Origin of the sequence: Agromyces sp. H17E-10, assembly GCF_022919715.1 — a bacterium.
Lineage (GTDB): Bacteria > Actinomycetota > Actinomycetes > Actinomycetales > Microbacteriaceae > Agromyces.
Genome location: NZ_CP095042.1, coordinates 3,837,702 through 3,861,971, shown reverse-complemented (window position 1 = coordinate 3,861,971; position 24,270 = coordinate 3,837,702). Strand labels below are relative to the sequence as shown.

General features: G+C 71.9%; 23 protein-coding genes and 1 pseudogene. 2 read left to right on the top strand and 22 right to left on the bottom strand.

Features of this window, described 5'->3' with window-relative positions; translation table 11 throughout:
• Positions 1-5: 5 nt before the first annotated feature.
• The 17 genes and pseudogenes from hisG to pyrR all read right to left on the bottom strand — a co-directional run bounded on the left by hisG (position 6) and on the right by pyrR (position 18,836).
• On the bottom strand, positions 6-848 hold the full coding sequence (hisG, locus tag MUN74_RS17485) for an ATP phosphoribosyltransferase (protein WP_244853886.1): 843 nt from the start codon (positions 846-848) through the stop codon (positions 6-8).
• Positions 849-890: 42 nt separating this feature from the next.
• Positions 891-1,154: a phosphoribosyl-ATP diphosphatase gene (locus MUN74_RS17480; RefSeq protein ID WP_244853885.1), complete on the bottom strand. Its 264-nt coding sequence runs from the start codon at positions 1,152-1,154 to the stop codon at positions 891-893.
• A 31-nt stretch (positions 1,155-1,185) separates the two neighbouring features.
• Positions 1,186-1,845 (bottom strand): ribulose-phosphate 3-epimerase, encoded by a 660-nt coding sequence (gene rpe, locus MUN74_RS17475; RefSeq protein ID WP_244853884.1) that lies wholly within the window; start codon positions 1,843-1,845, stop codon positions 1,186-1,188.
• Positions 1,846-1,952: 107 nt separating this feature from the next.
• Positions 1,953-3,325 (bottom strand): annotated as a pseudogene (locus MUN74_RS17470) (RsmB/NOP family class I SAM-dependent RNA methyltransferase).
• A 100-nt stretch (positions 3,326-3,425) separates the two neighbouring features.
• The gene (gene fmt, locus MUN74_RS17465; RefSeq protein ID WP_244856489.1) at positions 3,426-4,355 is read right to left on the bottom strand and encodes a methionyl-tRNA formyltransferase; all 930 of its coding nucleotides are present in this window, start codon (positions 4,353-4,355) and stop codon (positions 3,426-3,428) included.
• Positions 4,356-4,466: 111 nt separating this feature from the next.
• Positions 4,467-6,428, bottom strand: coding sequence for a primosomal protein N' family DNA-binding protein (locus tag MUN74_RS17460; protein WP_244853883.1), 1,962 nt, complete (start codon positions 6,426-6,428; stop codon positions 4,467-4,469).
• A gap of 1 nt (position 6,429) precedes the next feature.
• Positions 6,430-7,623 carry a methionine adenosyltransferase gene (gene metK, locus MUN74_RS17455; RefSeq protein WP_244853882.1) on the bottom strand — a complete coding sequence of 398 codons (1,194 nt, stop codon included), beginning with the start codon at positions 7,621-7,623 and terminating at the stop codon, positions 6,430-6,432.
• A complete protein-coding gene (gene coaBC, locus MUN74_RS17450) occupies positions 7,620-8,861 on the bottom strand; it encodes a bifunctional phosphopantothenoylcysteine decarboxylase/phosphopantothenate--cysteine ligase CoaBC (RefSeq protein WP_244853881.1) in 1,242 nt (413 codons plus the stop codon). The genes metK and coaBC overlap by 4 nt, the downstream gene beginning before the upstream one ends.
• 13 nt (positions 8,862-8,874) lie before the next feature.
• Positions 8,875-9,132, bottom strand: coding sequence for a DNA-directed RNA polymerase subunit omega (gene rpoZ, locus MUN74_RS17445; protein WP_231430904.1), 258 nt, complete (start codon positions 9,130-9,132; stop codon positions 8,875-8,877).
• 75 nt (positions 9,133-9,207) lie between these two features.
• Positions 9,208-10,128 (bottom strand): guanylate kinase, encoded by a 921-nt coding sequence (gene gmk, locus MUN74_RS17440; RefSeq protein ID WP_244853880.1) that lies wholly within the window; start codon positions 10,126-10,128, stop codon positions 9,208-9,210.
• Positions 10,121-11,002 (bottom strand): orotidine-5'-phosphate decarboxylase, encoded by an 882-nt coding sequence (gene pyrF, locus MUN74_RS17435; RefSeq protein WP_244853879.1) that lies wholly within the window; start codon positions 11,000-11,002, stop codon positions 10,121-10,123. The genes gmk and pyrF overlap by 8 nt, the downstream gene beginning before the upstream one ends.
• Positions 10,999-14,289: a carbamoyl-phosphate synthase large subunit gene (gene carB, locus MUN74_RS17430; protein ID WP_244853878.1), complete on the bottom strand. Its 3,291-nt coding sequence runs from the start codon at positions 14,287-14,289 to the stop codon at positions 10,999-11,001. Before carB ends, pyrF begins: the two co-directional genes overlap by 4 nt.
• Complete coding sequence (gene carA / locus MUN74_RS17425) at positions 14,289-15,458, bottom strand: glutamine-hydrolyzing carbamoyl-phosphate synthase small subunit (RefSeq protein WP_244853877.1); 1,170 nt, start codon at positions 15,456-15,458, stop codon at positions 14,289-14,291. The genes carB and carA overlap by 1 nt, the downstream gene beginning before the upstream one ends.
• A complete protein-coding gene (locus MUN74_RS17420; RefSeq protein WP_244853876.1) occupies positions 15,451-16,002 on the bottom strand; it encodes a PH-like domain-containing protein in 552 nt (183 codons plus the stop codon). The genes carA and MUN74_RS17420 overlap by 8 nt, the downstream gene beginning before the upstream one ends.
• Positions 15,995-17,338: a dihydroorotase gene (locus MUN74_RS17415; protein ID WP_244853875.1), complete on the bottom strand. Its 1,344-nt coding sequence runs from the start codon at positions 17,336-17,338 to the stop codon at positions 15,995-15,997. Before MUN74_RS17415 ends, MUN74_RS17420 begins: the two co-directional genes overlap by 8 nt.
• Complete coding sequence (locus tag MUN74_RS17410) at positions 17,338-18,288, bottom strand: aspartate carbamoyltransferase catalytic subunit (protein WP_244853874.1); 951 nt, start codon at positions 18,286-18,288, stop codon at positions 17,338-17,340. The genes MUN74_RS17415 and MUN74_RS17410 overlap by 1 nt, the downstream gene beginning before the upstream one ends.
• The gene (gene pyrR / locus MUN74_RS17405; protein WP_244853873.1) at positions 18,285-18,836 is read right to left on the bottom strand and encodes a bifunctional pyr operon transcriptional regulator/uracil phosphoribosyltransferase PyrR; all 552 of its coding nucleotides are present in this window, start codon (positions 18,834-18,836) and stop codon (positions 18,285-18,287) included. The genes MUN74_RS17410 and pyrR overlap by 4 nt, the downstream gene beginning before the upstream one ends.
• A gap of 128 nt (positions 18,837-18,964) precedes the next feature.
• Here pyrR and MUN74_RS17400 point away from each other — a divergent pair, with 128 nt between their 5' ends.
• The gene (locus tag MUN74_RS17400; RefSeq protein ID WP_244853872.1) at positions 18,965-19,585 is read left to right on the top strand and encodes a hypothetical protein; all 621 of its coding nucleotides are present in this window, start codon (positions 18,965-18,967) and stop codon (positions 19,583-19,585) included.
• Between the two features lie 72 nt (positions 19,586-19,657).
• Here the strand turns inward: MUN74_RS17400 and MUN74_RS17395 are convergent, their stop codons facing one another.
• From MUN74_RS17395 to efp, 3 genes are all read right to left on the bottom strand, one after another.
• Positions 19,658-20,173 carry a DoxX family protein gene (locus tag MUN74_RS17395; RefSeq protein ID WP_244853871.1) on the bottom strand — a complete coding sequence of 172 codons (516 nt, stop codon included), beginning with the start codon at positions 20,171-20,173 and terminating at the stop codon, positions 19,658-19,660.
• 304 nt (positions 20,174-20,477) lie between these two features.
• Positions 20,478-20,891, bottom strand: a complete 414-nt coding sequence (gene nusB / locus MUN74_RS17390; RefSeq protein ID WP_244853870.1) for a transcription antitermination factor NusB — start codon at positions 20,889-20,891, stop codon at positions 20,478-20,480.
• The gene (gene efp, locus MUN74_RS17385) at positions 20,891-21,454 is read right to left on the bottom strand and encodes an elongation factor P (protein ID WP_244853869.1); all 564 of its coding nucleotides are present in this window, start codon (positions 21,452-21,454) and stop codon (positions 20,891-20,893) included. The genes nusB and efp overlap by 1 nt, the downstream gene beginning before the upstream one ends.
• A 175-nt stretch (positions 21,455-21,629) precedes the next feature.
• Here efp and MUN74_RS17380 point away from each other — a divergent pair, with 175 nt between their 5' ends.
• Positions 21,630-22,085 carry a luciferase domain-containing protein gene (locus tag MUN74_RS17380; RefSeq protein WP_244853868.1) on the top strand — a complete coding sequence of 152 codons (456 nt, stop codon included), beginning with the start codon at positions 21,630-21,632 and terminating at the stop codon, positions 22,083-22,085.
• Positions 22,086-22,108: 23 nt separating this feature from the next.
• Here MUN74_RS17380 and MUN74_RS17375 read toward each other — a convergent pair whose 3' ends face one another.
• Positions 22,109-22,564, bottom strand: a complete 456-nt coding sequence (locus MUN74_RS17375; RefSeq protein ID WP_244853867.1) for a type II 3-dehydroquinate dehydratase — start codon at positions 22,562-22,564, stop codon at positions 22,109-22,111.
• 70 nt (positions 22,565-22,634) lie between these two features.
• Entirely contained in the window at positions 22,635-24,212 is a 1,578-nt protein-coding gene (locus MUN74_RS17370; RefSeq protein WP_244853866.1) for an MFS transporter, read from the bottom strand.
• Between the last annotated feature and the right edge of the window lie 58 nt (positions 24,213-24,270).

Here is a 24,270-nt window from a genome sequence, read left to right as displayed (position 1 = left end):
CACCCTCACAACCGTGCCGCGTGGATGGCGCTCACGAGGATCGCGCGTGCGCCGAGGGCGTAGAGCTCGTCCATCACGTGGTTCATGTCGACGCGCGGGATCATCACGCGGACGGCGACCCACTCGGGGTCGTGCAGCGGCGAGACGGTCGGCGACTCGAAGCCGGGCGCCGCAGCGGTGGCCTGTTCGAGGTGTTCGACGGGCACGTCGTAGTCGAGCAGCACGTACTGCCGGGCGACGAGCACGCCCTGGAGGCGGCGCAGCAGCGTCGCGGCACCGGGCTTGTCGACGCCCGAGCCGATGAGCACGGCCTCGGACTCGAGGATGACGGGCCCGAAGATCTCGAGCCCGGCCTGCCGGAGGGTCGCACCCGTCGAGACGACGTCGGCGACGGCGTCGGCCACGCCGAGACGCACGGCCGACTCGACCGCGCCGTCGAGCTTCACGAGCTTCGACGGCGTGACGCCCTTGCCTGCCAGGAACGCACCGACGAGTCCGGGGTAGCTGGTCGCGACGCGCACGCCCTCGAGGTCGGCGAGCTCGGCGAAGCGGCCGGCGGGGCCGGCGAAGCGGAAGGTCGAGTCGCCGAAGCCGAGCGGGGCGATCTCCGAGGCATCCGACCCCGAATCGAGCAGGAGATCGCGACCCGTGATGCCGACGTCGAGCGCACCCGAGCCGACGTAGGTCGCGATGTCGCGCGGGCGGAGGTAGAAGAACTCGACCCCGTTGCGCGGGTCGGCGGTGTGCAGGTCGCGCTGGTCGCGACGACCCGTGTAGCCCGCCTCCCACAGCATCTGCGCGGCGGTCTCGGCGAGCGAACCCTTGTTGGGCACGGCGATTCTGAGCATGTCTGAGCTTTCGTGTCGACGGAACTGATCGGGCATGGGCGATCAGAGATGTCGGTACACGTCGGCCGGCGAGAGCCCCTTCGCGAGCATGAGCACCTGGAGGTGGTAGAGGAGCTGCGAGATCTCTTCAGCGGTCTCGGCGTCGGTCTGGTACTCGGCGGCCATCCAGACCTCGGCGGCCTCCTCGACGATCTTCTTGCCGATGGCGTGCACTCCCGCGTCGAGCTCGCGCACGGTGCCGGAACCCTCTGGGCGGGTGCGGGCCTTGTCGCTCAGCTCGACGAAGAGTTCGTCGAAGGTCTTCACACCCACCAGACTATCGGTGCCGGGAGCACCGTCAGTGCGCGTGCGTCGCCGCCGCGGCACGGAGCGCGGCGATCTGGTCCTCGGGGACGCCCCGGAACACCGCCGACCCGGCGACGAACGTGTCGGCTCCGGCCTCCGCCGCGATGCCGATCGTGTCGACCGTGACGCCGCCGTCGACCTGCAGCCAGACGTCGAGTCCGCGGGCGCGCACGGCGTCGGCGACGCGCCGCAGCTTCGGCATGGTCTCGGGCATGAACGACTGCCCGCCGAAGCCCGGCTCGACGGTCATCACGAGCACCTGGTCGAACTCGTGGAGGACGTCGAGGAACGGCTCGGCCCCGGTGCCCGGCTTCAGTGCGATGCCCGCCCGGGCGCCGATCTCGCGCAGCCGCCTGGCGGTCGCGACGACGTCGGTCGCGGCTTCGACATGGAACGTCACACTCGCGGCTCCGAGCTCGGCGTAGGCGGGCGCCCAGCGATCGGGGTCGTCGATCATGAGGTGCACGTCGAGCGGGATCGGGCTCGTCGCCTGGATGCGCTCGACCATCTGCGGGCCGAACGTCAGGTTCGGCACGAAGTGGTTGTCCATGACGTCGACGTGCACGAGGTCGGCGGTCGCGATGCGCGCGAGCTCGTGCTCGATGTTCGCGAAGTCGGCGGCCAGGATGCTCGGATTGATGCGCGTCGTCATGGGCAGCAGCCTAGCCAGCGGCGGATGCCTCGGGCCGCGAGCCGGTCGGGCGTCCGCGGTGCCCGGCCACGCCGGGCGGCCGCCGGCCGAGGCCGGTGGGCGCCCGCTCAGTTCGTGCGACGTACGAGTGCGATGAACATCGCGTCGGTGCCGTGCCGGTGCGGCCAGAGCTGCACCGTCTCGCCGTCGCCGGCGAGGTCGGGCTCCTCGCGGCTGATCGAACGCACCACGGTGCCGGTGTCGAGCTGCTCGAGCCCCGGGTTGCGCTGCAGCGCGGCGCGCAGGGTTCCCCGGGTCTCCGCGGTGTGCGGCGAGCAGGTCACGTAGGCGAGGATGCCGCCGGGCGCGAGCAGCCGCACCGCGTGGTCGAACAGCTCGGCCTGAAGTCGCGTGAGCTCGGGGACGTCGCCCGGCTGCTTGCGCCAGCGCGCCTCCGGGCGACGGCGGAGTGCGCCGAGGCCGGTGCACGGCGCGTCGAGGAGGATGCGGTCGAAGCCGCCATCGGCGTCGCCTCCGCCGAGGAGCATCGATGCCGTCGACTCGCGTCCGTCGCCGACCGCGACGTGCACGTCGAGCGGCACGCCCGCGATCGCGCGTCGCACGAGCTCCGCGCGGGCGGGCACGAGCTCGTTGGCGGCGAGTGTCGCATCGGCGGCCAGCGCCTCCGCGGCGAGGACGGCGGTCTTGCCGCCGGGACCGGCGCACAGGTCGAGCCAGCGCTCCCCGGCCGCACCGGTACGGCACGGGTGAGCGCGAGCGCCGCGAGCTGCGAGCCCTCGTCCTGCACCCGGACGCGGCCCTCGTGCGCTGCGACGAGCGCGAGCGGGCGCTCCGCGGTGAAGCCGATCGGCGAGAACCGGTTCGGCGTGCCGAGCTCGGCGGCGGACTCGTCGCCGAGGCCGGGCAGCGCGACGAGATTGACCCTCGGCGCCGCATTGTCGGCATCGAGCAGGGCGTCGAGCTCGTCGGCACGCCCCTCGGCGTCGAGTGCCGCGCGCAGCGCCCGCACGATCCACTCGGGGTGCGAGGCGAGCGCGGCGATACGGGCGTCGCCCTCGTGCTCTGCGGCCACCGCCTCGCGCCACTCCTCGACGCTCGTGCGCGAGATCGTGCGGAGCACGCCGTTCACGAAGCCGCTCGCGGTCGGGGCGACGCGCTTCGCGATGTCGACCTGCTCGTTGACGGCGGCGTGCGTCGGCACCCGCGTCGACAAGAGCTGGTGGGCGCCGAGCCGCAGCACGTCGAGCACGGGCGGGTCGATGCGGTCGACCGGCCGGCCGGCCGCGATCGCGATGACCTCGTCGTAGAAGCCCCGCATGCGGAGGGTGCCGTACGTGAGCTCGGTCGCGAGCGCGGCGTCGGCCTCGCTGAGCTTCGAGCGCTCGATGCGGTTCGGCAGCAAGAGGTTGGCATATGCTTCGTCGTCGCGCACGGCCGCGAGCACCTCGAACGCGACGATGCGCGGGGGCGAGACCCTCACCTGGCGCGATCGCTGCTGGTCGCGGTCTCGGGAGGGCCGTCGGGCCGGGCGTTGCTGCTGCACCCGTCAACTGTACGCGGCGGCGCCGTGCGCGGCCGGGTCATCCCAGGGCGCGAACGTCCGCGGGGAGTCCGCGACCCCAGTCGGCGGCCGACATCGGGGACTTGCCGGCCGGCTGCACCCGCACGAGTTCGATCGGGTCGCCGGCGGTGCCGACGAGCACGCGGCGGCGTTCGGGGCGCAGTTCGCCCGGCGCGAGAGGCGCCGGCGGCCCGGCCGTGACGTCGGCCGCACGGGCCTCGAGCACCTTGAGCCGCTCGCCGCCGACGGTCGACCACGCGCCAGGCTCGGGCGTCACGCCGCGGAACCGGGCGAGCACCTCGCGTGCGTCGCGCATCCAGTCGAGTCGGCCGTCGTCGAGGCCGAGCTTGGGCGCGAACGTCGGTTCACCCGACTGCGGCTCGGCGTGCGCCGTGCCGTCGGCGATCGCATCGACGACGCCCGCGAGCACCTCGGCACCCTCCTCGGCGAGCAGCTCGAGCGCGGCCCCCGCGGTCAGCGTCTCATCGGCGCGCCGGCGATGCATCGCGAACACGTCGCCCGCGTCGAGCTCGGGCACGAGCTGGAAGACGGATGCGGCGAGCTCGTCGTCGCCTGCGATGATCGAGTGCTGCACGGGGGCGGCGCCCCGCCATGCGGGCAGCGCCGAGAAGTGCAGGTTGATCCAGCCGTGCTGCGGCAGTGACAGCAGCGGTCGGCGCACGAGCCCGCCGTAGGCGACGATCACGCCGAGGTCGGGTTCGAGCGCGTCGATCGCCGCGGTGGCCTCCTCGTCGAGCCTCGCGGCCTTCACGACCGGGAGCCCGAGCCGCTCGGCTGCGGCCGCCACCGGTGAGGGCGTGAGCACGCGCTTGCGCCCGAGCGGGGCATCCGGTCGCGTCACGACGCCCACGATCTGATGCGGCCCGGCCGCGAGGCGTTCGAGGCTCGGCACGGCGGCGGCAGGGGTTCCGGCGAAGACGAGGCGCAGGGTGTTCACTCCGCCATTCTTCCGGATCGGCTCGGGCTTCAGGACCTGCTCGGGGTCGATCGTTCATGGCCTCGGCGGATCCGGAGCGAGCCGGACTCCGCCCTTCAGTCCCTACGGCACCTCGGGGTCGTCGAACCGCACGCGCAGCACCCGAGGCCGCTTCGGCGGGCGACCCGCGACCGGTCGCCGCCGCTCGGTCGCGACGCGGATCATCTCGGCCCGGAGCGCCTTCGCGACCGCCGTGCCGGCCGCGTAGTCGAACCTGACGATGGCGCGTTCGAGTTCGTCATCGGCGGGAGTCGGTCCCAGCACGTCGACGCCCGGCGCGGCCGCTTTCGACGCCGTGATCGCACTGTCGACTCCCGCATGCGGAGCGGTCACGCTCGCGACCCGGACCGCCGGCGGGAAACGGAGCGCGCGGCGGGCGGCGAGCTCGGTGCCCGCCCACTCGAGCTGGCGCCAGCCGGCGAGGGTCTGAGCGAGTACGCCTGCGACGCCGACGAGGAACACGGGGGCCCCGGGCGCGGCGAGGGCTGCGGCGTTCGACCACCAGCGCAGGCAGTCCTCCGCGACGCGGAGGGACTCGCGGAGGAGCATCCGCTCGCCGTCGAGGAGCAGCACGGCGCGATAGCCGCCGTCGGCGATCGGTTCGGCGCCCCTCGTGGCGACCACGAGCGCCGGTTCGGCGCCGACGCGGAGCACGGGACGCTCGCCGTCGGACAGCACGACCTTCGCGCGCGGGAAGGCCCGACCCAGTTCGTCGGCCGTGCGGCTCGCACCGACCGTCGCCGCCCGGAGCCGCGTCGACTCGCAGACCGGGCACTGCCACGAGGCGGCGCTCGTGCCGCACAGCGTGCACCTGGGTGTGCCGCCGCTGCGTGGAACGGCGAGCCCGCCGCCGCACGCCGGGCAGCGCGCCGGCTCGCGACAGCGGTCGCACACGAGCATCGGGGTGTGGCCCGGCCGCGCGACCTGCACGAGCACGGGTCCTTCGCGCACCGCCTCCTGCGCCTGCCGCCACGCCGTCGAGGGGATGCGGGCCGACCCCGGCTCGGGGCTCGACTGCTGCTCGGTCAAGATGACGCGGGGACGGACGTGGCGGTGCGGGGCGATCTCGCGAACCCACCCGATCTCGACCAGGCGCTCGACCTCGACGCTGCGGGTGTGGCCGAGGAAGACGAGCGCGGCGCCCGACTGCTCCTGTCGGATGAGGGCGGCGTCACGCGGATGGACCCCCGGTGAGAGCGGCTCGTGCTGGAGCGCGTCTCCGTCGTCCCACATCGCGATGAGCCCGAGACGTGCCGCGGGTGCATACACCGTCGACCGGTTGCCGATGACGATGCGGGCCGCCTCGCCCGTCGCATCCAGGAACGCCCGGAAACGAGCACCACCCGTCTGGCGCGCGTCGGTCCGCAGCACCCGGCGCGGGTCGACGAGTGCCGCGAGCGCGAGCTCGAGCTGCTCCTGGTCGCGGTAGTCGGGCACGACGAGGAGGCTCGACCTGTCTGCCGCCAGCGTCACGGCGGCCGCCTGCGCGAGCGTGACCGCCCAGGCGCCGACCCACTCGCCGCCCGGCAGGTGTACCGGCCGTGGGTCGGCGGCGAGCGACATGCGCTCCCCCGCAGCGATTCCTGCTTCGACGGCCCCGGGCGCGAAGCCGTCGACCGAGACCGATCCGGGCGCCGGCCGATCGCCCGGATCGGGCTCGGCCGAGAGCCACGATCGCTCGACCCGGACGTAACGGCTCGGGACGGCGAGCCGCAGGATGTCGCTCGCGTTGCCCGCAGCGCGGTCGGCGGCAGCCCGCGCGAGCGCCCAGACCTCGGGAGTGAGCAGCGGCACCTCGGAGACGACGTCGTCGAGCTCGGCGAGCCGCCCGTCGTACTCGCTCGTCGCGACGCGCTCCACCAGCCAGCCGTCGGCGATGCGGCCTCCGGAGCGCAACGGCACGCGAACGCGCACACCCGGCCGGGCGGCCTCGTCGAGGCGGTCGGGGACGCGGTAGTCGAAGAGCTGGTCGAGCTGGGGCAGCGGCGAGTCGACGAGCACCCTGGCGACCGGGCCGCCCGTCACCTCAGAGTCCGGCGGCCGTGCGGAGGTCGGCGACGCGGTCGAGCCGCTCCCACGTGAAGTCGGGCAGCTCGCGGCCGAAGTGGCCGTAGGCGGCGGTCTGCGCGTAGATGGGACGGAGCAGGTCGAGGTCGCGGATAATGGCGGCGGGCCGGAGGTCGAACACGTCGCGGATCGCGGCGATGATCTGCTCGTCGGGCAGCGTGCCCGTGCCGAAGGTCTCAACGTACAGACCCACCGGCGACGCCTTGCCGATGGCGTACGCGACCTGCAGCTCGAGCCGGTCGGCGAGGCCCGCCGCGACCGCGTTCTTCGCGACCCAGCGCATGGCGTACGCCGCCGAGCGGTCGACCTTCGACGGGTCCTTGCCGCTGAACGCGCCGCCGCCGTGCCGGCTCGCGCCGCCGTACGTGTCGATGATGATCTTGCGGCCCGTGAGGCCGGCGTCGCCCTGGGGGCCGCCGATCTCGAAGCGGCCCGTCGGGTTGATGAGCACCGCCAGCTCGGGTCGAGTCAGCTCGACCGTGTCGAGCACGGGTCGGATGACGAGCTCTTCGACCTCGGCACGGAGCTGCTCGTTCGAGACCGCTGGCGAGTGCTGCGTCGAGAGCACGACGGTCTCGATCGTCTTCGGCGTCGGTCCGTCGTAGCCGACCGTCACCTGGGTCTTGCCGTCGGGGCGCAGGTAGTCGAGCTCGCCCGCCTTGCGCACGTGCGCCAGCCGCTCGGCGAGACGGTGCGCGAGCCAGATCGGCACGGGCATGAGCTCGGGCGTCTCGCGGGTCGCGTAGCCGAACATGATGCCCTGGTCGCCCGCGCCCTGCTGGTCGAGCGCGTCGTCGCTCGCCCGCTCGCGCGCCTCGAACGCCTGGTCGACGCCCTGAGCGATGTCGGGCGACTGCCCGCCGATCGAGACCGAGACGCCGCACGAACGGCCGTCGAACCACACGTCGGACGAGTCGTACCCGATCGACGTGACCTTCTCGCGGACGATCGCGGGGATCTCGACGTACCCGGAGGTCGTGACCTCGCCCGCGACGTGCACGAGACCCGTCGTCACGAGGGTCTCGACGGCGACCCGGCTGTGCGGGTCGACGGCGAGCAGCGCGTCGAGGATCGAGTCGGAGATCTGGTCGCAGATCTTGTCGGGGTGCCCCTCGGTCACGGACTCGGAGGTGAACAGGCGGAGGGCGCTCATGCGGGGTCGGCTTCTTTCGTGCGTTCGGTGGTGCTCGTCAGCTTCGAGACAACCACGTCGAGGATGCCATCGGCCACCGACGTCTTCGTTCCGTGTAGTCGTGTGACGACCGTGTCGTCGCGGTCGACGACGACGACCGAGTTCTCGTCGGTCGCGAAGCCCTCGCTCCATCCGACCCGGTTGACCACGAGCAGGTCGGCGCCCTTCGCCCGGCGCTTGGAGCGCCCGAGTTCGAGCAACCGCTCGTCGTCGGGTTCGGTCTCGGCGGCGAAGCCGACGAGCAGCGTCCCGTCGTGCGGCGCCGCCCCGAGGCCGGCCAGGATGTCGGGATTGCGGACCAGTTCGAGGGTGAGGCCGTCGCCCGAGGCATCCTTCTTGATCTTCGACTCGCTCACGGCCGCCGGGCGGTAGTCGGCGACCGCAGCCGCCATGACGACCGCGTCGGCGCCCTGCGCCGCGTCGGTCACTGCGGCCTGCAGCTCGAGCGCGCTCGAGACCCGCCGTACGTCGCAGCCGTCGGGCTCGGCGATCTCGAGGTTCGCGGCGACGAGCGTGACCTCGGCGCCCCGGGCGCGCGCGGCCTCGGCGATCGCGACGCCCTGCTTGCCGCTCGAACGATTGCCGAGGAAGCGCACCGGGTCGAGCGGTTCGCGGGTGCCGCCGGCGGTGACGACGATGCGTCGGCCGGCGAGGTCGCGAGTCGACGGGGATGCCGCGCGCGCGAGCGCCGCGGCGACGATCACGTCGGGCTCCTCCATGCGGCCGGGGCCGCTGTCGGTGCCGGTCAGCTGCCCGACCGCGGGCCCGACGACCGTCACGCCGCGCTCGACGAGAGTCGCGATGTTCGCCTGCGTCGCCGGATTGCGCCACATCTCGGTGTGCATCGCCGGGGCGATGACGACGGGCGCCTCGCTCGCGAGCACCGTGTTGCCGAGCAGGTCGTCGGCGAGTCCCGCGGCGAGCTTCGCGATCGTGTTCGCCGTCGCCGGAGCGATGACGATGAGGTCGGCCGCCTGGCCGATCGCCACGTGGCGCACCTCGGCGACGCCTTCGTAGAGGTCGGTGTGCACCGGGTTGCGCGAGATCGCCTCGAGCGTCGGACGACCGACGAACCGCAGTGCGCCCTCGGTGGGCACGACGTGCACGTCGTGCCCGGCGAGCACGAGGGCTCGCACGACGCCGACGGCCTTGTAGGCCGCGATGCCGCCGGTGATGCCGACGACGATGTTGAGGGTCATGCGGCCCTCGCGGTCACTCGCCGAGGGGGCGGAGCCGGAGCTTGTCCTCGTTGATCTCGTGCATGGCGACCGAGAGCGGCTTGTCGTCGATCGACGAGTCGACGAGCGGGCCGACGTTGTCGAACAGGCTGCCCTCGTGCAGGTCGGCGTAGTAGTCGTTGATCTGACGCGCGCGCTTCGACGCGAAGATGACCAGCTGGTACTTCGAGTCGACCTTCGAGAGCAGGTCGTCGATGGGCGGGTCGATGATGCCGGACTGCTTCTCAGCCATGGAATGACTCCTTGATCGTGGGATGCGCTCGTGGCGCCCGAAAGCTCGTGGCGAGGGAGGCCGGACCGTGACGGTTCAGCGTCGTCCCCTGCGAGGCCTCATCAAGTCTACGACCTTCTGGGCGGCCTCGCCGACGTCGTGGTTCACGACCTGGTGGTCGAACTCGTCGACGGCGGCCAGTTCGACCTTCGCCGTCTCGAGCCGTCGCTGCTGCTCGGCCGCGGTCTCGGTGCCGCGGCCGACGAGTCGGCGCACGAGTTCGTCCCAGCTCGGCGGCAGCAGGAACACGAGCGTCGCATCGGGCATCGCGCGGCGCACCGAACGCGCGCCCTGGATGTCGATCTCGAGCAGGACGCTCTGACCCGCGGCGATCGCCTCCTCGACCGGGCGCCGCGGCGTGCCGTACCGGTAGGCGTTGTGCACCGTCGCCCACTCGAGCAGCTCGCCGGCCGCGACCATGCGATCGAACTCGGCGTCGTCGACGAAGTAGTAGCTCTCACCCTCGACCTCGCCGGGGCGCGGCGCCCGGGTGGTGGCCGACACCGAGAGCCGCACGTCGGGGTGGTGCTGGCGGATGTAACCCGCCACCGTGCCCTTGCCGACCGCCGTCGGACCGGCGAGCACGACGAGGCGGTCGCCCGTGCCGCCATGGGCGGCGATCCAGTCGGCGATGAACTCGCGCAGCCGGCGACGCTGGAGCCGGCCGAGGCCGCCGAGCCGCTTGGAGGTCGAGATCTCGAGGTCGTCCATGATGCGCGCCGACTTGGTCGCACCGATCGCGGGGATCGAGGTCAGGAACTCGGTGACCCGCAGGCGCCCTTCGACGCCCTCGGGCTCCTCGAACGCGACGCGCAGCACGTCGAGCGGGCTCCGTCGGCCGGCGGCCACGTCGGCCTTCACGCTCGCTCGCGCCCGGCGTGCGGCCACGGCGGCGCGCGACGCGGCCACCCGGTCGACGTCGGGCGGGTTCGTCGCGGTCACGGCGCGCTCAGACATCGACCGCGCCGATCTCGTCGATGCGGCGGGCGATGGCGTCGGCGAGCCCGTCGGGCCCGGCGGAGAGCAGCGATCGCGACTCGCTCACGATCACACCGCCCGAGAGGGCACCGAAGACGTGCTTGAGGTCGCGCACCTCGCCGCCCTGGTGGCCGAAGCCCGGCGCGAGCACGGGCAGGCCCGGCCGCGGCACGTCGCCGTGCACGTCGATACCGGATGCCGCGAGGTCGACGGTCGCGCCGATCACGAGGCCGATCGAGCCGAACTCGCGGTCGGCGGCGTCGGGCCGTCCCTGGTTCCAGCTCGTGACGCCGGCGGCGATGGCGCCAGCCACGGTCGCCCCCTCACGGCTCGACTGGGTCAGCACGGCCCGCTGGATCGCTGCCGCCTCGGGGTTCGACGTCGCCGCGAGCACGAAGAGGCCCTTGCCCCAGCGCTCGGCCGAGGTCATGACCGACTCGATCGAGCCGAGGCCCTGGAAGGCGCTGATCGTCATCGCGTCGGCCTCGAGCGACGAGCCCGGACGAAGCCACGCCTCGCCGTAGGCGTCGACGCTCGTGCCGATGTCGCCGCGCTTCGCGTCGGCGATGACGAGCAGGTCGGCGTCGCGCGCCTCGGCGAGCACGCGCTCGAGCGCCGCATAGCCGGCGGCGCCGTGACGCTCGAAGAACGCGACCTGCGGCTTCACGATGCCGGCCAGTCCTGCGGCGGCATCCACGGTGCGCAACCCGAACTCGCGGGCGCCGGCCGCCGAGTCGTCGTACCCCCACGCCGACAGCAGCGAGGCGTGCGGGTCGATGCCGACGCAGAGCCGACCGTAGGCGGCGAAGACGGCACCGAGCCGCTCGCCGAACGCGACGATCTCGTCGGTCACGCGCTCACCTCCCGCTTGCGAGCGTAATCCTGGAGGCTCGTGACCTCGAAGCCGCCGTCCTTCGCGTCGAGCGAGGCGACCGCCGCGGAGAGCTCGGCGATGGTCGTGAACAGCGGGATGTCGGCGGCCACCGCGGCGGCGCGGATCTCGTAGCCGTCGGCACGGGCCGAACGGCCGCTCGGGGTGTTGACGACGACGTCGACCTCGCCGCGGTGGATGAGCTCCACGACCGAGGCGGCGTCGTCGGAGGGCTTCTCGCTGAACTTCATCACCTCGCGGGCGCGGATGCCGTTGCGCTGGAGCACCTCGGCGGTGCCCTCGGTCGCGGCGATCTCGTAGCCGAGCTGCTGCAGGCGCAGCACCGGCAGGATGATCGCGCGCTTGTCGCGGTCGGAGACCGAGACGAACACCGTGCCGGCGTCGGGCATGCCGCCGTAGGCGGCGAGCTGGCTCTTCGCGAACGCGCGCGGGAAGTCGCGGTCGATGCCCATGACCTCGCCGGTCGAGCGCATCTCGGGGCCGAGCACCGAGTCGACCATGATCCCCTCGCGGGTGCGGAAGCGGTGGAACGGGAGCACGGCCTCCTTGACCGCGACCGGTGCGTCCAGCGGGATGCGCGAACCGTCGGCCGCGGGCAGCAGCCCCTCGGCGACGAGCTCGGCGACCGTGGCGCCGACCATGATGCGGCTCGCGGCCTTCGCGAGCGGGATGCCGAGCGCCTTCGAGACGAACGGCACCGTACGGCTCGCACGCGGGTTCGCCTCGAGCACGTAGAGCACGCCCGCGCCGATCGCGAACTGCACGTTGAGCAGGCCTCGCACGCCGATGCCCTCGGCGATCGCCTTCGTCGCCTCGCGAACCCGGTCGACCTCGGCGCGGCCGAGCGTCACGGGCGGCAGCGTGCAGCTCGAGTCGCCCGAGTGGATGCCCGCCTCCTCGATGTGCTCCATGACGCCGCCGATGTAGAGGTCGGTGCCGTCGTACAGGGCGTCGACGTCGATCTCGATCGCGTCGTCGAGGAAGCGGTCGACGAGCAGCGGGTGGCTCGGGCCGACGATGCCCTGGCCCTCGATCCGCGCGAAGTAGTCGGCGAGCGACGCCGAGTCGTACACGATCTCCATGCCGCGGCCGCCGAGCACGTAGCTCGGGCGCACGAGCACGGGGTAGCCGATGCCCTCGGCGACCTGCTGCGCACCCGCGAGGTCGATCGCGGTGCCGTTGCGCGGCGCGAGGAGGCCGGCGGTCTCGAGGATGCCGGCGAACAGGCCGCGCTCCTCGGCGAGGTCGATCGCCTCGGGGGTCGTGCCGAGGATCGGTACGCCGGCCGCCTCCAGGCCCTTGGCGAGGCCGAGCGCCGTCTGGCCGCCGAGCTGCACGACGACGCCCACGAGCTCACCCGTCTGCGACTCGGCGTGGATGACCTCGAGCACGTCCTCGAGGGTGAGCGGCTCGAAGTAGAGCCGGTCGCTCGTGTCGTAGTCGGTCGAGACCGTCTCGGGGTTGCAGTTGATCATGATCGTCTCGAAGCCCGCTGCCGAGAGCGCGAACGAGGCGTGCACGCAGGAGTAATCGAACTCGACGCCCTGGCCGATGCGGTTCGGGCCCGAGCCGAGGATGACGACCTTGCGGCGATCGCTCGGCTCGACCTCGGTCTCGGCGTCGTAGCTCGAGTAGTGGTACGGCGTGAGTGCGGGGAACTCCCCCGCGCACGTGTCGACCGTCTTGTACACCGGGCGGATGCCGAGGATGTGACGCACCTCGCGCGCGTCCGCCTCGCTGCCGAACCCGCGAAGCTCGGCGATCTGCACGTCCGAGAACCCGTGGTCCTTCGCGAGCAGCAGCGTGTCGTGGTCGAGCGCCTCGGCGGCGGCGACGTGCTCGGCGACCTCGTTGATCAGCACGATCTGGTCGAGGAACCACGGGTCGATCTTCGTCGCCTCGAAGGCCTGCTCGATCGACGCGCCCTTGCGGAGCGCCTGCTGCACGAGCACGATGCGGCCGTCGGTCGGCACCTGCGCCTGCTCGAGCAGCTCGTCGACCGTGCGCGCCTCCTCGCCCCAGTGGAACGACGAACCGCGCTTCTCGAGCGAGCGCAGCGCCTTCTGCAGGGCCGTCGAGAAGTTGCGGCCGATCGCCATCGCCTCGCCCACCGACTTCATGGTGGTCGTGAGCGTCGGGTCGGCGGCCGGGAACTTCTCGAACGCGAACCGCGGCACCTTGACGACGACGTAGTCGAGCGTCGGCTCGAAGCTCGCGGGCGTCACCCGGGTGATGTCGTTCGGGATCTCGTCGAGGCGGTACCCGATCGCGAGCTTCGCGGCGATCTTCGCGATCGGGAAGCCCGTCGCCTTCGACGCGAGCGCGCTCGAGCGGGACACGCGCGGGTTCATCTCGATGACGATCACGCGACCGTTCTCGGGGTCGACGGCGAACTGGATGTTGCAGCCGCCGGTGTCGACGCCGACCGCGCGGATGATGTCGATGCCGATGTCGCGCAGCTTCTGGTACTCGCGGTCGGTCAGGGTGAGCGCCGGCGCGACCGTGATCGAGTCGCCCGTGTGCACGCCGACCGGGTCGACGTTCTCGATGGAGCAGACCACGACGGTGTTGTCGTGGGTGTCGCGCATGAGCTCGAGCTCGTACTCCTTCCAGCCGAGGATCGACTCTTCGAGGAGCACCTCGGTCGTGGGCGAGTCGTGCAGTCCGGCACCGGCGATGCGGCGGAGGTCGGTCTCGTCGTAGGCGAAGCCGGAGCCCAGCCCGCCCATCGTGAAGGAGGGGCGTACCACGAGCGGGTAGCCGAGGTCCTCGGCGGCGGCCAGCACCTCGTCCATCGTGTGGGCGATGTGCGAGCGGGCGACGTCGGCGCCGCACTCGACGACGAGTTCTTTGAAGAGCTGGCGGTCCTCGCCCTTGCGGATGGCGTCGACCTTCGCGCCGATGAGCTCGACGCCGTGCTTGGCGAGGATGCCGGCCTCTTCGAGCGCGATCGCCGCGTTGAGCGCGGTCTGCCCGCCGAGCGTCGGCAGCACCGCGTCGGGGCGTTCCTTGATGATGATCTGCTCGATGATCTCGGGCGTGATCGGCTCGATGTAGGTCGCGTCGGCGAAGTCGGGGTCGGTCATGATCGTGGCCGGGTTCGGGTTCACGAGGATGACGCGCACCCCCTCGGAACGCAGCACCCGGCACGCCTGAGTGCCCGAGTAGTCGAACTCGGCCGCCTGGCCGATGACGATCGGCCCTGAGCCGATGACGAGGACGGAGTTGATGTCGTCGCGCTTGGGCATTAGTTGCCGGCCTCCTGGCTGGTGGTCTTCGTCGCGATGACCATGTCGCGGAAACGGTCGAAGAGGTAGTTCGCGTCGTGCGGGCCGGCGGCCGACTCGGGGTGGTACTGCACGCTGAACGCGGGGATGTCGAGGCAGTTGAGTCCCTCGACCACGTTGTCGTTGAGGCCGACGTGGCTGACCTCGACCCGGCCGAAGCCCTGGGCGGACTCGCTCACGGCGTCGATCGGCGCGTCGACGGCGAAGCCGTGGTTGTGCGCGGTGATCTCGACCCGGCCGGTCGAGCGGTCGAGCACCGGCTGGTTGATGCCGCGGTGTCCGAAGGGCAGCTTGTAGGTGCCGAAGCCGAGGGCGCGGCCGAGCAGCTGGTTGCCGAAGCAGATGCCGAAGTACGGCACGCCTGCGCGCAGCGCGGTGCGGAGGATCTCGACGTGCTGGTCGGACGCCGAGGGGTCGCCGGGCCCGTTCGAGTAGAACAGCGCGTCGGGCTGCATCGCGAGGATCTCGTCGGCCGTGATCGTCTGCGGCAGCACGTGCACGTCGAAGCCCCGCTCGGCGAGGTAGTGCAGCGTCGAGGCCTTGACGCCGAGGTCGAGCACCGCCACCGAGCCCACGCGCTCGCCCTCGGCGGGCAGCGTGTAGGCCTCGGCGGTCGAGACCGTCGCGGAGAGGTTCTGCCCCGCCATCTCGGCCCCCGACTGCACGACCGCGAGCTGCTCGCCGGCGCTCAGCAGCGCGTCGTCGCCCGAGAAGATGCCGGCGCGCATGGCACCCGCCGATCGCAGGTGGCGGGTGAGGGCGCGGGTGTCGATGCGCGAGATGCCGACGACGCCGGACCGCTCGAGGTCGTCGTCGAGGCTGCGCTGCGACCGGAAGTTCGAGACGACGCGGGAGGGGTCGCGGACGATGAATCCGGCGACCCAGATCCGGTTCGACTCCTCGTCGTCGTCGTTCATGCCCGTGTTGCCGATGTGGGGTGCCGTCATCATGACGATCTGCCCGGCGTACGACGGGTCGGTCAGGGTCTCCTGGTAGCCGGTCATGCCCGTCGCGAAGACGGCCTCGCCGACGGTGCGCCCACGGGCGCCGTATGCGCGGCCCTCGTAGCGGGTTCCGTCCTCCAGGACGAGCACGGCGTGGTCGCCCGTGCGGGTGGTGGTCTCAGTCATCCGAGGCCTCGCTCTCGTGTTCCGGCCGCGGCGCGTCTGGCGCGGCGGCGATGTCTTCGATGGCCCGGATGATGCGGGCCTGGTCGCCCGGGTACCGGGCGCGGAGATAGCTGTCGACGCGCGGCGGCTCGGCCTCCGCGTCGTCGAGGGCGGCGATCCAGCTGACCGCGATGAGCCCCTCGGGCTCGACCGCGCGGTCGATGGCGTAGGTCGCCGTCGCGGCACCGATCAGGCGATCGGCGGGGATGAAGCTCACGGGCTCCCCCGCGATGCGGAGGGCCACTCCCTCGGCCCCGACCTCGACCCTGCCCGAGCCGCGGAACGCGAGGCCGGGCACGGCGAGCCGCTCGAGCGGTTCGCCCGCCGGCGTCGTGGCCACGTACAGCACCTCGGCCTCGAGCGACGGCGCGCCGAGGGCCGCCGGCAGCGGATGCGCGGAGAGCGCCGCGTCCCTGGTGGTGCGCCGACGCCATGACCGCAGCACGAGCCACGCGACGACCGCGATGATCGCGACGGCGACGAACGCGCCGATCGCCTTATCCATGCGCTCCCCCGGTCGCCTCGATCGCGAGCTGCGCGATCTCGTCGGCGGGCCGGACCCGGCCGTCGATGCAGGTCGCGTAGCCCGCGTGGAAGGTGGCGATCACCCGGCCGGGCAGGGTGCGCCCGAGGTACGGCGAGTTCACGCTGCGTCCGGCGAGGCGGTCGAGGTCGAACACACCGCTCGCCTGCGGGTCGTAGAGCGTGAGCTCGGCCGCCGCGCCTGCGGCGATCGCCTCGCCGTGACCGTGCAGCCGTCCGATGCGGGCAGGTGTCTGCGACAGGATGCGGGCGACGTCGGCCCAGCCCATCAGGCCGGTCTCGACCATCGTCTGGTGCACCACGGGCAGTGCCGACTCGAGGCCGACCATGCCGTTGGCCGCGGCATCCCACTCGCTCTCCTTCGCCTCCGCGGGATGCGGGGCGTGGTCGGTGGCCACGATGTCGATCGTGCCGTCGGCGAGGGCCGCGCGCAGCGCGAGCGCGTCCTCCTCGCGGCGGAGGGGCGGGTTCACCTTGAACCGGGGGTCGTAGCCCGCCACGAGGTCGTCGGTGAGCAGCAGGTGGTGCGGCGTCACCTCGGCGGTGACGTCGATGCCGCGGGCCTTCGCCCACCGGACGACCTCGACCGAACCGGCGGTCGACACGTGGCAGACGTGCAGCCGGCTTCCGACGTGCTCGGCGAGCAGGACGTCGCGGGCGATGATCGCCTCCTCGGCGACGGCGGGCCAGCCGGTCAGGCCGAGCTCGGCCGACAACGGGCCCTCGTTCATCTGCGCGCCCTCGGTGAGCCGGGGCTCCTGGGCGTGCTGGGCGATGACGCCGTCGAACGCCTTGACGTACTCGAGTGCACGGCGCATGAGCAGCGGGTCGGAGACGCAGAACCCGTCGTCGCTGAAGACTCGCACGTTCGCCCGCGACCGGGCCATCGCGCCGAGCTCGGCGAGCTCGGCGCCCTTGAGCCCGACGGTCACGGCACCGATCGGCTGCACGGTCGCGAAGCCCGCGGCGCGGCCGAGGCTCGCCTCCTGCTCGACGACGCCCGCCGTGTCGGCGACGGGGAAGGTGTTCGCCATCGCGAAGACCGCCGTGAAGCCGCCGGCCGCTGCGGCCTGCGTGCCCGTGAGCACCGTCTCGCTCTGCTCGTAGCCCGGCTCGCGGAGATGCGTGTGCAGGTCGACGAGGCCGGGCAGGGCCACGAGGCCGTCGGCGTCGTGGACGGTCGCGCCCGCGGCATCCGAGATCGAGCCGACCTCGGCGATGATGCCGTCGGCCAGAAGGATGTCGGCGCGTTCGCCGCTCGGCAGCGTGGCGCCGGTGATGAGGTGTCGCTCGCCCATCAGGCCTCACCCCGTTCGCCCGACAGCAGCAGATAGAGGGCGGCCATTCTCACTGATACTCCGTTCGCGACCTGTTCTCGCACCGTCGACCGCGGCGAATCCGCCGCGCGGGCCGAGATCTCGAGCCCGCGGTTCATCGGGCCGGGGTGCATGACCATCGTAGTCGGCGGCAGCGCGTCGAACCGGGCGTCGTCGAGCCCCCAGGTTCGGGTGTACTCGCGGCTGTTCGGGAAGAACGCCGCGTGCATGCGCTCCGCCTGGATGCGGAGCATCATGACGACGTCGGGCGTGCGGGCGAGTGCGGCGTCGAGGTCGTACCCGACGGTCGCCGGCCACGACCCCGTCGCGACCGGGACGAGGGTCGGCGGGGCCACGAGTTCGACCACCGCGCCGAGGGTGTGCAGGAGCCACACGTTCGATCGCGCGACGCGGGAGTGCAGGATGTCGCCGACGATGACGACGTGCACGCCGTCGAGCCCGCGGCCGCGCGAGGCCGAGCCGTGCAGGCGCCGGCGCATCGTGAACGCGTCGAGCAGCGCCTGCGTCGGGTGCTCGTGCGTGCCGTCGCCGGCGTTCACGACGCCCGCGTCGATCCACCCGCTCGTCGCGAGCGTGTACGGGGCGCCCGACGAGTGGTGCCGGATGACGACGCCGTCGGCGCCCATCGCCTGGAGGGTCTGCGCCGTGTCCTTGAGGCTCTCGCCCTTCGAGACGCTCGAGCCCTTCGCGCTGAAGTTGATGACGTCGGCGCTCAGGCGCTTCGCGGCGGCCTCGAACGAGATGCGGGTGCGCGTCGAGTCCTCGAAGAAGAGGTTCACGACGGTCTTGCCGCGCAGCGTCGGGAGCTTCTTGACCTCGCGCTCCTGCACGGCCGCCATGTCCTCGGCGATGTCGAGCAGGGCGATCGCGTCGTCGCGCGACAGGTCGCGGGTGCCGAGCAGGTGCTTCACTCGTCGCCCCCCTCGATCGTGACGGCATCGTCGCCGTCGGTCTCGACGAGGCGTACGTTGATGCGTTCGCGGGTCGAGCTCGGCAGGTTCTTGCCGACGAAGTCGGCGCGGATCGGGAACTCGCGGTGACCGCGGTCGACGAGCACCGCGAGCCGGACGGCGCGCGCCCGGCCGAGGTCTGCGAGCGCGTCGAAGGCCGACCGGATGGTGCGCCCCGAGTACAGCACGTCGTCGACGAGCACGACGGTCTTGCCGTCGATGCCGCCGGGCGGCAGCTGCGTGGGCGACGGCGTGCGGGTTCGCGTGCGCCCGAGGTCGTCGCGGTACATGGTCACGTCGAGCGACCCCGCGAGCACGGACGGCGCCGGCGCATCGGGCTCGATGCGGGCGATGGTCTCGGCGATGCGCCGGGCGAGGATCACGCCACGGGTCGGGATGCCGAGGAGGACGAGATCGCGACTGCCGCGATTGGATTCGAGGATCTCGTGCGAGATGCGGGTCAGCGCCCGCTGGATGTCAGCCTGACTGAGCACAGCACGTGCCATCAACCGACTCCCTTCTCCGCCTCTCAGGACGGCCTTAAAGGTTGCCAACTCGAGCCAGTCTATCGTGCGGCCGGCGTGCGTCGCGCATCGACGTGCTGCTGTCGTGCGCGTCTTGGCGCTAGGGTTCGGGCATGCGACGGCATCCCTCGAGAACCTGGTGCGTCATCTCCGCGCTGGCCGCGGCCGGCTGGGCGTTCTTCCTGCTGCCGCCGCAGCAGGCGGTCTGGTCGGGCTCCGGCTCGCCGGAGTGGCTCGCCACGCTCGACGCCCTCCCCGTCTACGACGCGCTGCGCGAGTGGCTCGCGTCGGCCGGCCTCGGCGATCTCTACCTGGTGTTCGGCGCCGCGTCGGCCCTGTCGTTCGTGCTCCTCTGGCTCGCGACCGGCCCGGTGCTCGCGGCGCTCGGGTGGACCGGCCGGGTGCTCGGCTGGCTGCTGATCCTCGCCGCGGTCGTCACCGTGCTCTCATATGCGAACCACCCGGTGGATGCTCCGCTGCATGCGCTCTGGGGCGGCGAGGCCTTCGTGCTGCTGGCGATCGGCGTGTGGGGCATCGTGGTCGCCCTCGTCAACGGGCGGCGCGCCCCGCTGTGGGAGCGGCTGCTGCTCGCAGCCCTCCTCGTGATCATCGTGGGTTCGACCGTGCTGTTCACGTACTGGCCGCACGGGAGCCTCATCGGGCTCGGCCTGGCGGCCGCGGCGCTCGCCGCCTGGGGCGACCGAGCGGACGACGCCGAGACAGCCCCCGCGTAGTGCGGGAGCCGTCTCGGCGTGCGAGCTGCGACAGCCGGGTCGCGGGCGGACCCGTCGTTCGCCCGGGCGACGTCACCGACGGCGGATCGGACGGGTGAGCGCACCGGTCGCGACGACCATCGCCGCGGCGACGAGCACGACGTCCTTGAGGATGTACTGCGCGGTGAGCGTCGGCCCGGCCGTGCTGAAGAGCTCGCCCGTGAAGAACACGAGCGGCGAGAAGATGCCGACGAACGTCGCGGCGAGGGCGAGCAGGCCCACGCGCAGGAACTTGCCGGTGATGAACGTCAGCCCGACGAAGACCTCGAGCGTCGCTGTGAGCGCCATCGCGGCGTAGCCGTCGACGAGACCGAACGAGAGTGCGTTCCACGTGCGCATGACGAGGTCGTCGACGGGGCTCGCGCCGGGGATGAACTTCAGCGCACCGAACACGGCGAACACGAGGCCGAGCGAGATGCGCAGCGCCGGCACACCGGTGCGGGCGAGGAAGCGCTGGAGGACGGCCTGGGCGGCGTCCGCGCGTTCGAGCACGTGGTCGAGACCAGCGGTCGGGGCGGTGCGACCGGTGCCGAGGGTGGTGGAGGACATGACGAGCCTTTCGATTCGATCGGGTTGGTGTGCGCCGAGGGGGCGACGGTTTCCCATCGAATCGCCTCGCCGGAGGCCCGTCGCCCGGAGCACCGCTGAACCCGGCTCGGGGCGAACCCCGAACCCCGACTCGGGGACCGCCCCTCGGTCACCCCCGTTCGCGGGCCGCGTCCCAGCCCGTCGAGACCCGTGCGCGCACGCCGCGGTCGCACGACGTGGCTCCCCCGCGCGCCAGCACGCCCGGGTACACGAAAGCGCCCGGCGCGTCGAGTGACGAGCCGGGCGCCTGCAGGATCGGTGCGGGTCAGGCCTTCGCGTGCGAGACCGCGGCGAGCAGGCCGTTCACGAAGCCGGCCGAGTCGTCGGTCGACAGCACGGTCGCCGCCTCGACGGCCTCCGCGATCGCCACGGGGTCGGGCACCTCGTCGTTGTAGACGATCTCCCAGACGCCGATGCGCAGCAGTGCGCGGTCGACCGCGGGCATGCGCTCGAGCGTCCACCCGCGGGAGTGCGTCTCGATGAGCTCGTCGATCTCGGTGCGGTGGTCGACGATGCCGTCGACGATCTCGCGCGCGTACAGCCACGAGGCCTGACGTTCGGGCTCGTTGGCGGCCTTCTGCGCCTCGACCACGAGCATCTGCTCGACGGGCACCTGGCGCATGTCGGCCGAGTACAGCATGTCGAGCGCGCGCTTGCGCGCCTTCGTGCGTGCGCTCACTAGTCGTTCACGCGGCCGAGGTAGTCGCCCGTGCGGGTGTCGACCTTGACCTTGGTGCCCGTCTCGAGGAAGAGCGGCACCTGGATCTCGTAGCCGGTCTCGACGGTCGCAGGCTTGGTGCCGCCCGTCGAGCGGTCGCCCTGCAGGCCCGGCTCGGTGTACGTGATCTCGAGCACGACCGACGCGGGCAGGTCGACGTAGAGCGGGTTGCCGTTGTTCAGGGCGATCGTGACGGCCTGGTTCTCGAGCATGAAGTTCGCGGCGTCGCCGACGACCGCGGCGGGCACGGTGATCTGGTCGTAGTCGGTCGCGTCCATGAACACGAATCCGTCGCCGTCGTTGTAGAGGTACGTGAAGTCGCGACGGTCGACGTTCTCGATGTCGATCTTCGCGCCCGCGTTGTAGGTGCGGTCGACGACCTTGCCGCTGACGACGTTCTTCAGCTTGGTGCGCACGAACGCACCGCCCTTGCCGGGCTTGACGTGCTGGAACTCGATGACGCTCCAGAGCTGCCCGTCGATGGAGAGGACGACGCCGTTCTTGATGTCAGCGGTGCTTGCCATGCGTGTACGTTCCGTTCGATAGTTCGTGTTCGGTTGCGAAGAGGCTCGGCCGGACTCGGCCCGAGAAGTTCAGTCGATCGAGTTTAGTCGGTCGGCACCGGCAGCGCCAACGCGCAGCACCTGCGGCCGGATGCCCCGTGGCGGGCGCCGAACGGCCGTGTCCTACGCTGGCGGGGTGATCGAAACACCGCGCCCCGGCCCGCGGCCGCTCGTCTCCGACGAGGGTCCCCAGCGCCAGCTCGACCAGCAGGCTCCGCCCGAGATCTGGGGCCGGCTCGTCGCCGCCGTGTTCGCGCTCGACGGCGTCGTCGAAGGCCACAGCCAGGTCTCGCCGAAGTCGTCCCGGGCCGTGTTCTTCACCGATCGCGAGGCTGCCCGCGCTCCCGAGACCTCGCTCTTCCCCGACGGCCGGCTCGAGCCCGTGCACCTGCACGGCGTCGCCGACACCTCCGTGCACCTCGTACTGCCGCCCGAGCGCGGTGCCCGGCTCACCGAGCTCGGCTGGGCCGAACCGCACCAGTACGAGGACTTCGGCACCGAGTTCATGGTCTACGGCCCGCGCGATGCGGGCGAGCTCGACGTGGTGCTCGCCATCGTGGTCGAGAGCCTCGCGTACGCACGGGGCGACTGAGGCACGCACACCCCGACCGCAGGTCAGCCGTCGGCCTGGCCCTCGATGACCGCGATCAGCCGGCGCACCGCGGAGGCGTAGCCCGCGACGCCCTCGCCGACGACGTGCACGACCGCGACGTCGGCCACGTACGAGTGGTGCCGGAACGACTCGCGCTGCATCACGTCCGAGATGTGCACCTCGGCGACCGGGAGCGCAACGCCCGCAAGCGCATCGCGGAGGACGACCGACGTGTGCGTGAGGCCGCCCGGGTTGATCACGATGCCGGCGCAGTCGAGACGCGCGTCGTGGATCGCGTCGAGGAGGACCCCCTCGTGGTTCGACTGCACGGCTCGCACCTCGAAGCCGAGCCCGGCAGCGGCATCCACGACCAGCCGCTCGACGTCGGCGAGGGTCTCGGTGCCGTAGATCTCGGGCTCGCGCGTGCCCAGCAGGTTGAGGTTCGGCCCGTTCACGAGCAGCAGGCGGCGCTCGGTCATGCGACGGGTCCGTTCGGCGAGGGCGTCTTCGTCATCCGGGCAGCCTATCGCCGCGGCATCCCGCCGGCCGTCAGACCGTCGGTGCGGGCTCGCCCTGGTCTTCGGCGTGGTACTGCTCGAGCAGTTCGCGCTCGCGCTTCGCGTTCGGGAACTTCCAGATCACGAGCAGCGCGCCGAGCACGACGGCGATGATGCCCGCGAGGTACGCCCAGTCCTGGCCCTGCTCGAACGACTGCCTGGCGCCCTGGATGATCGCGTCCGAGTACTTCGGGTACTGCTGCGCGATGTCGGCCGCGCTCGAGAACGACTGCGTGAGCTGGCTCTGCACCGAGGACGTGATCTGGTCGGCGTTCGGGGCGTCCTTCATGAGCGCCGTGGCCGACGCCGCGTAGCCCGCGGTCAGGAGCGCGCCGAGGATCGACTGCATGATCGCGCCGCCGAGGTCGCGCTGCAGGTCGGCGGTACCCGACGCCATGCCCGCGCGGCGCACCGGCACCGCGCCCGTGAGCGATCGCGACGCCGGGGTGCCGGCGAGTCCGACGCCTGCCCCGACGAAGGCGTAGCCGAGACCGACGACCCAGTACTGCGCACCCTCGCGCCAGAGCAGCAGCATGGTGAGGAAGCCGAGGAGCACCCCCGCGTACCCGAGCAGCATCGTGAACCGGGCGCCGCGCGACTCGACGAGCTTCGCCGAGCGCGGCGCCAGCAGCACCATGAAGATCGCCGCCGGCAGGATCGCGAAGCCCGATTCGAGCGTCGAGTAGCCGAGCACGTTCTGCAGGTACTGCTGGCCGATGAACATGGCGCCCATCAGCGAGCCGAACACGATGATGCCCGCGCACGCCGCCACCCAGAAGATCGGCCTGGCGGCGATCTTCAGGTCGTACAACGGGTTCTTCGCGAGCTTCTGGCGGATGACGAAGCCGATGAGCGCCGCAGCGCCGATGATCGACAGGCCGAGCACGAGCGTGCCCGAGTCGGGCACCGCGGCGAAGTTGATCGCGAGGATGATGCCGCCGACCATCAGCGCCGAGAGCAGGCCGCCGAGGTTGTCGACCCGCTCGGTCGACTCGTTCACGTGCGCGGGGACCGTCTTCAGGATCATCGGCACCGCGACGACGATGAGCGGCAGCGTCACGAGGAACACCGAGCCCCAGTCGAACGATTCGAGCAGGAAGCCCGCGATGAGCGGGCCCAACGCCGAGATCGCGCCGCCGATCGCCGACCACAGCGCGATCGACTTCGTGCGCTGCGGGCCCGACCAGAAGGCCGTGATGAGCGCGAGGGTGGTCGGGTAGGCCATGCCGGCCGCGAGCCCGCCGACGATCCGCGCGACGATGAGCACCTCGATGGTCGGGGCGAACGCCGCGACGAGGCACGCCGGCAGTGAGAGCAGTACGCCGATGAGCAGCATCGACTTGCGGCCGTAGCGATCGCCGACCGCGCCGAGCCAGAGCACCGACGCGGCGAGTCCCAACGAGTACCCGACGGCCACGAGGTTGAGCTCGGTCTGCGAGGCGTCGAACGCCTTGCCGATATCGGGCAGGGCGACGTTCGCCACCGCGAGCGGCAGGTTGGCGACCGCTGCCACGAGGATGAGCGTGACGAGCGTCACCCCCGTGGCCGTCTTCTTCGTCGTGCCGCTCATGCTGTTCCCCCTCGGAGTGCCGCGCGGAGCGCTGCGGTGTGGTGCGGCGACAGCCTCC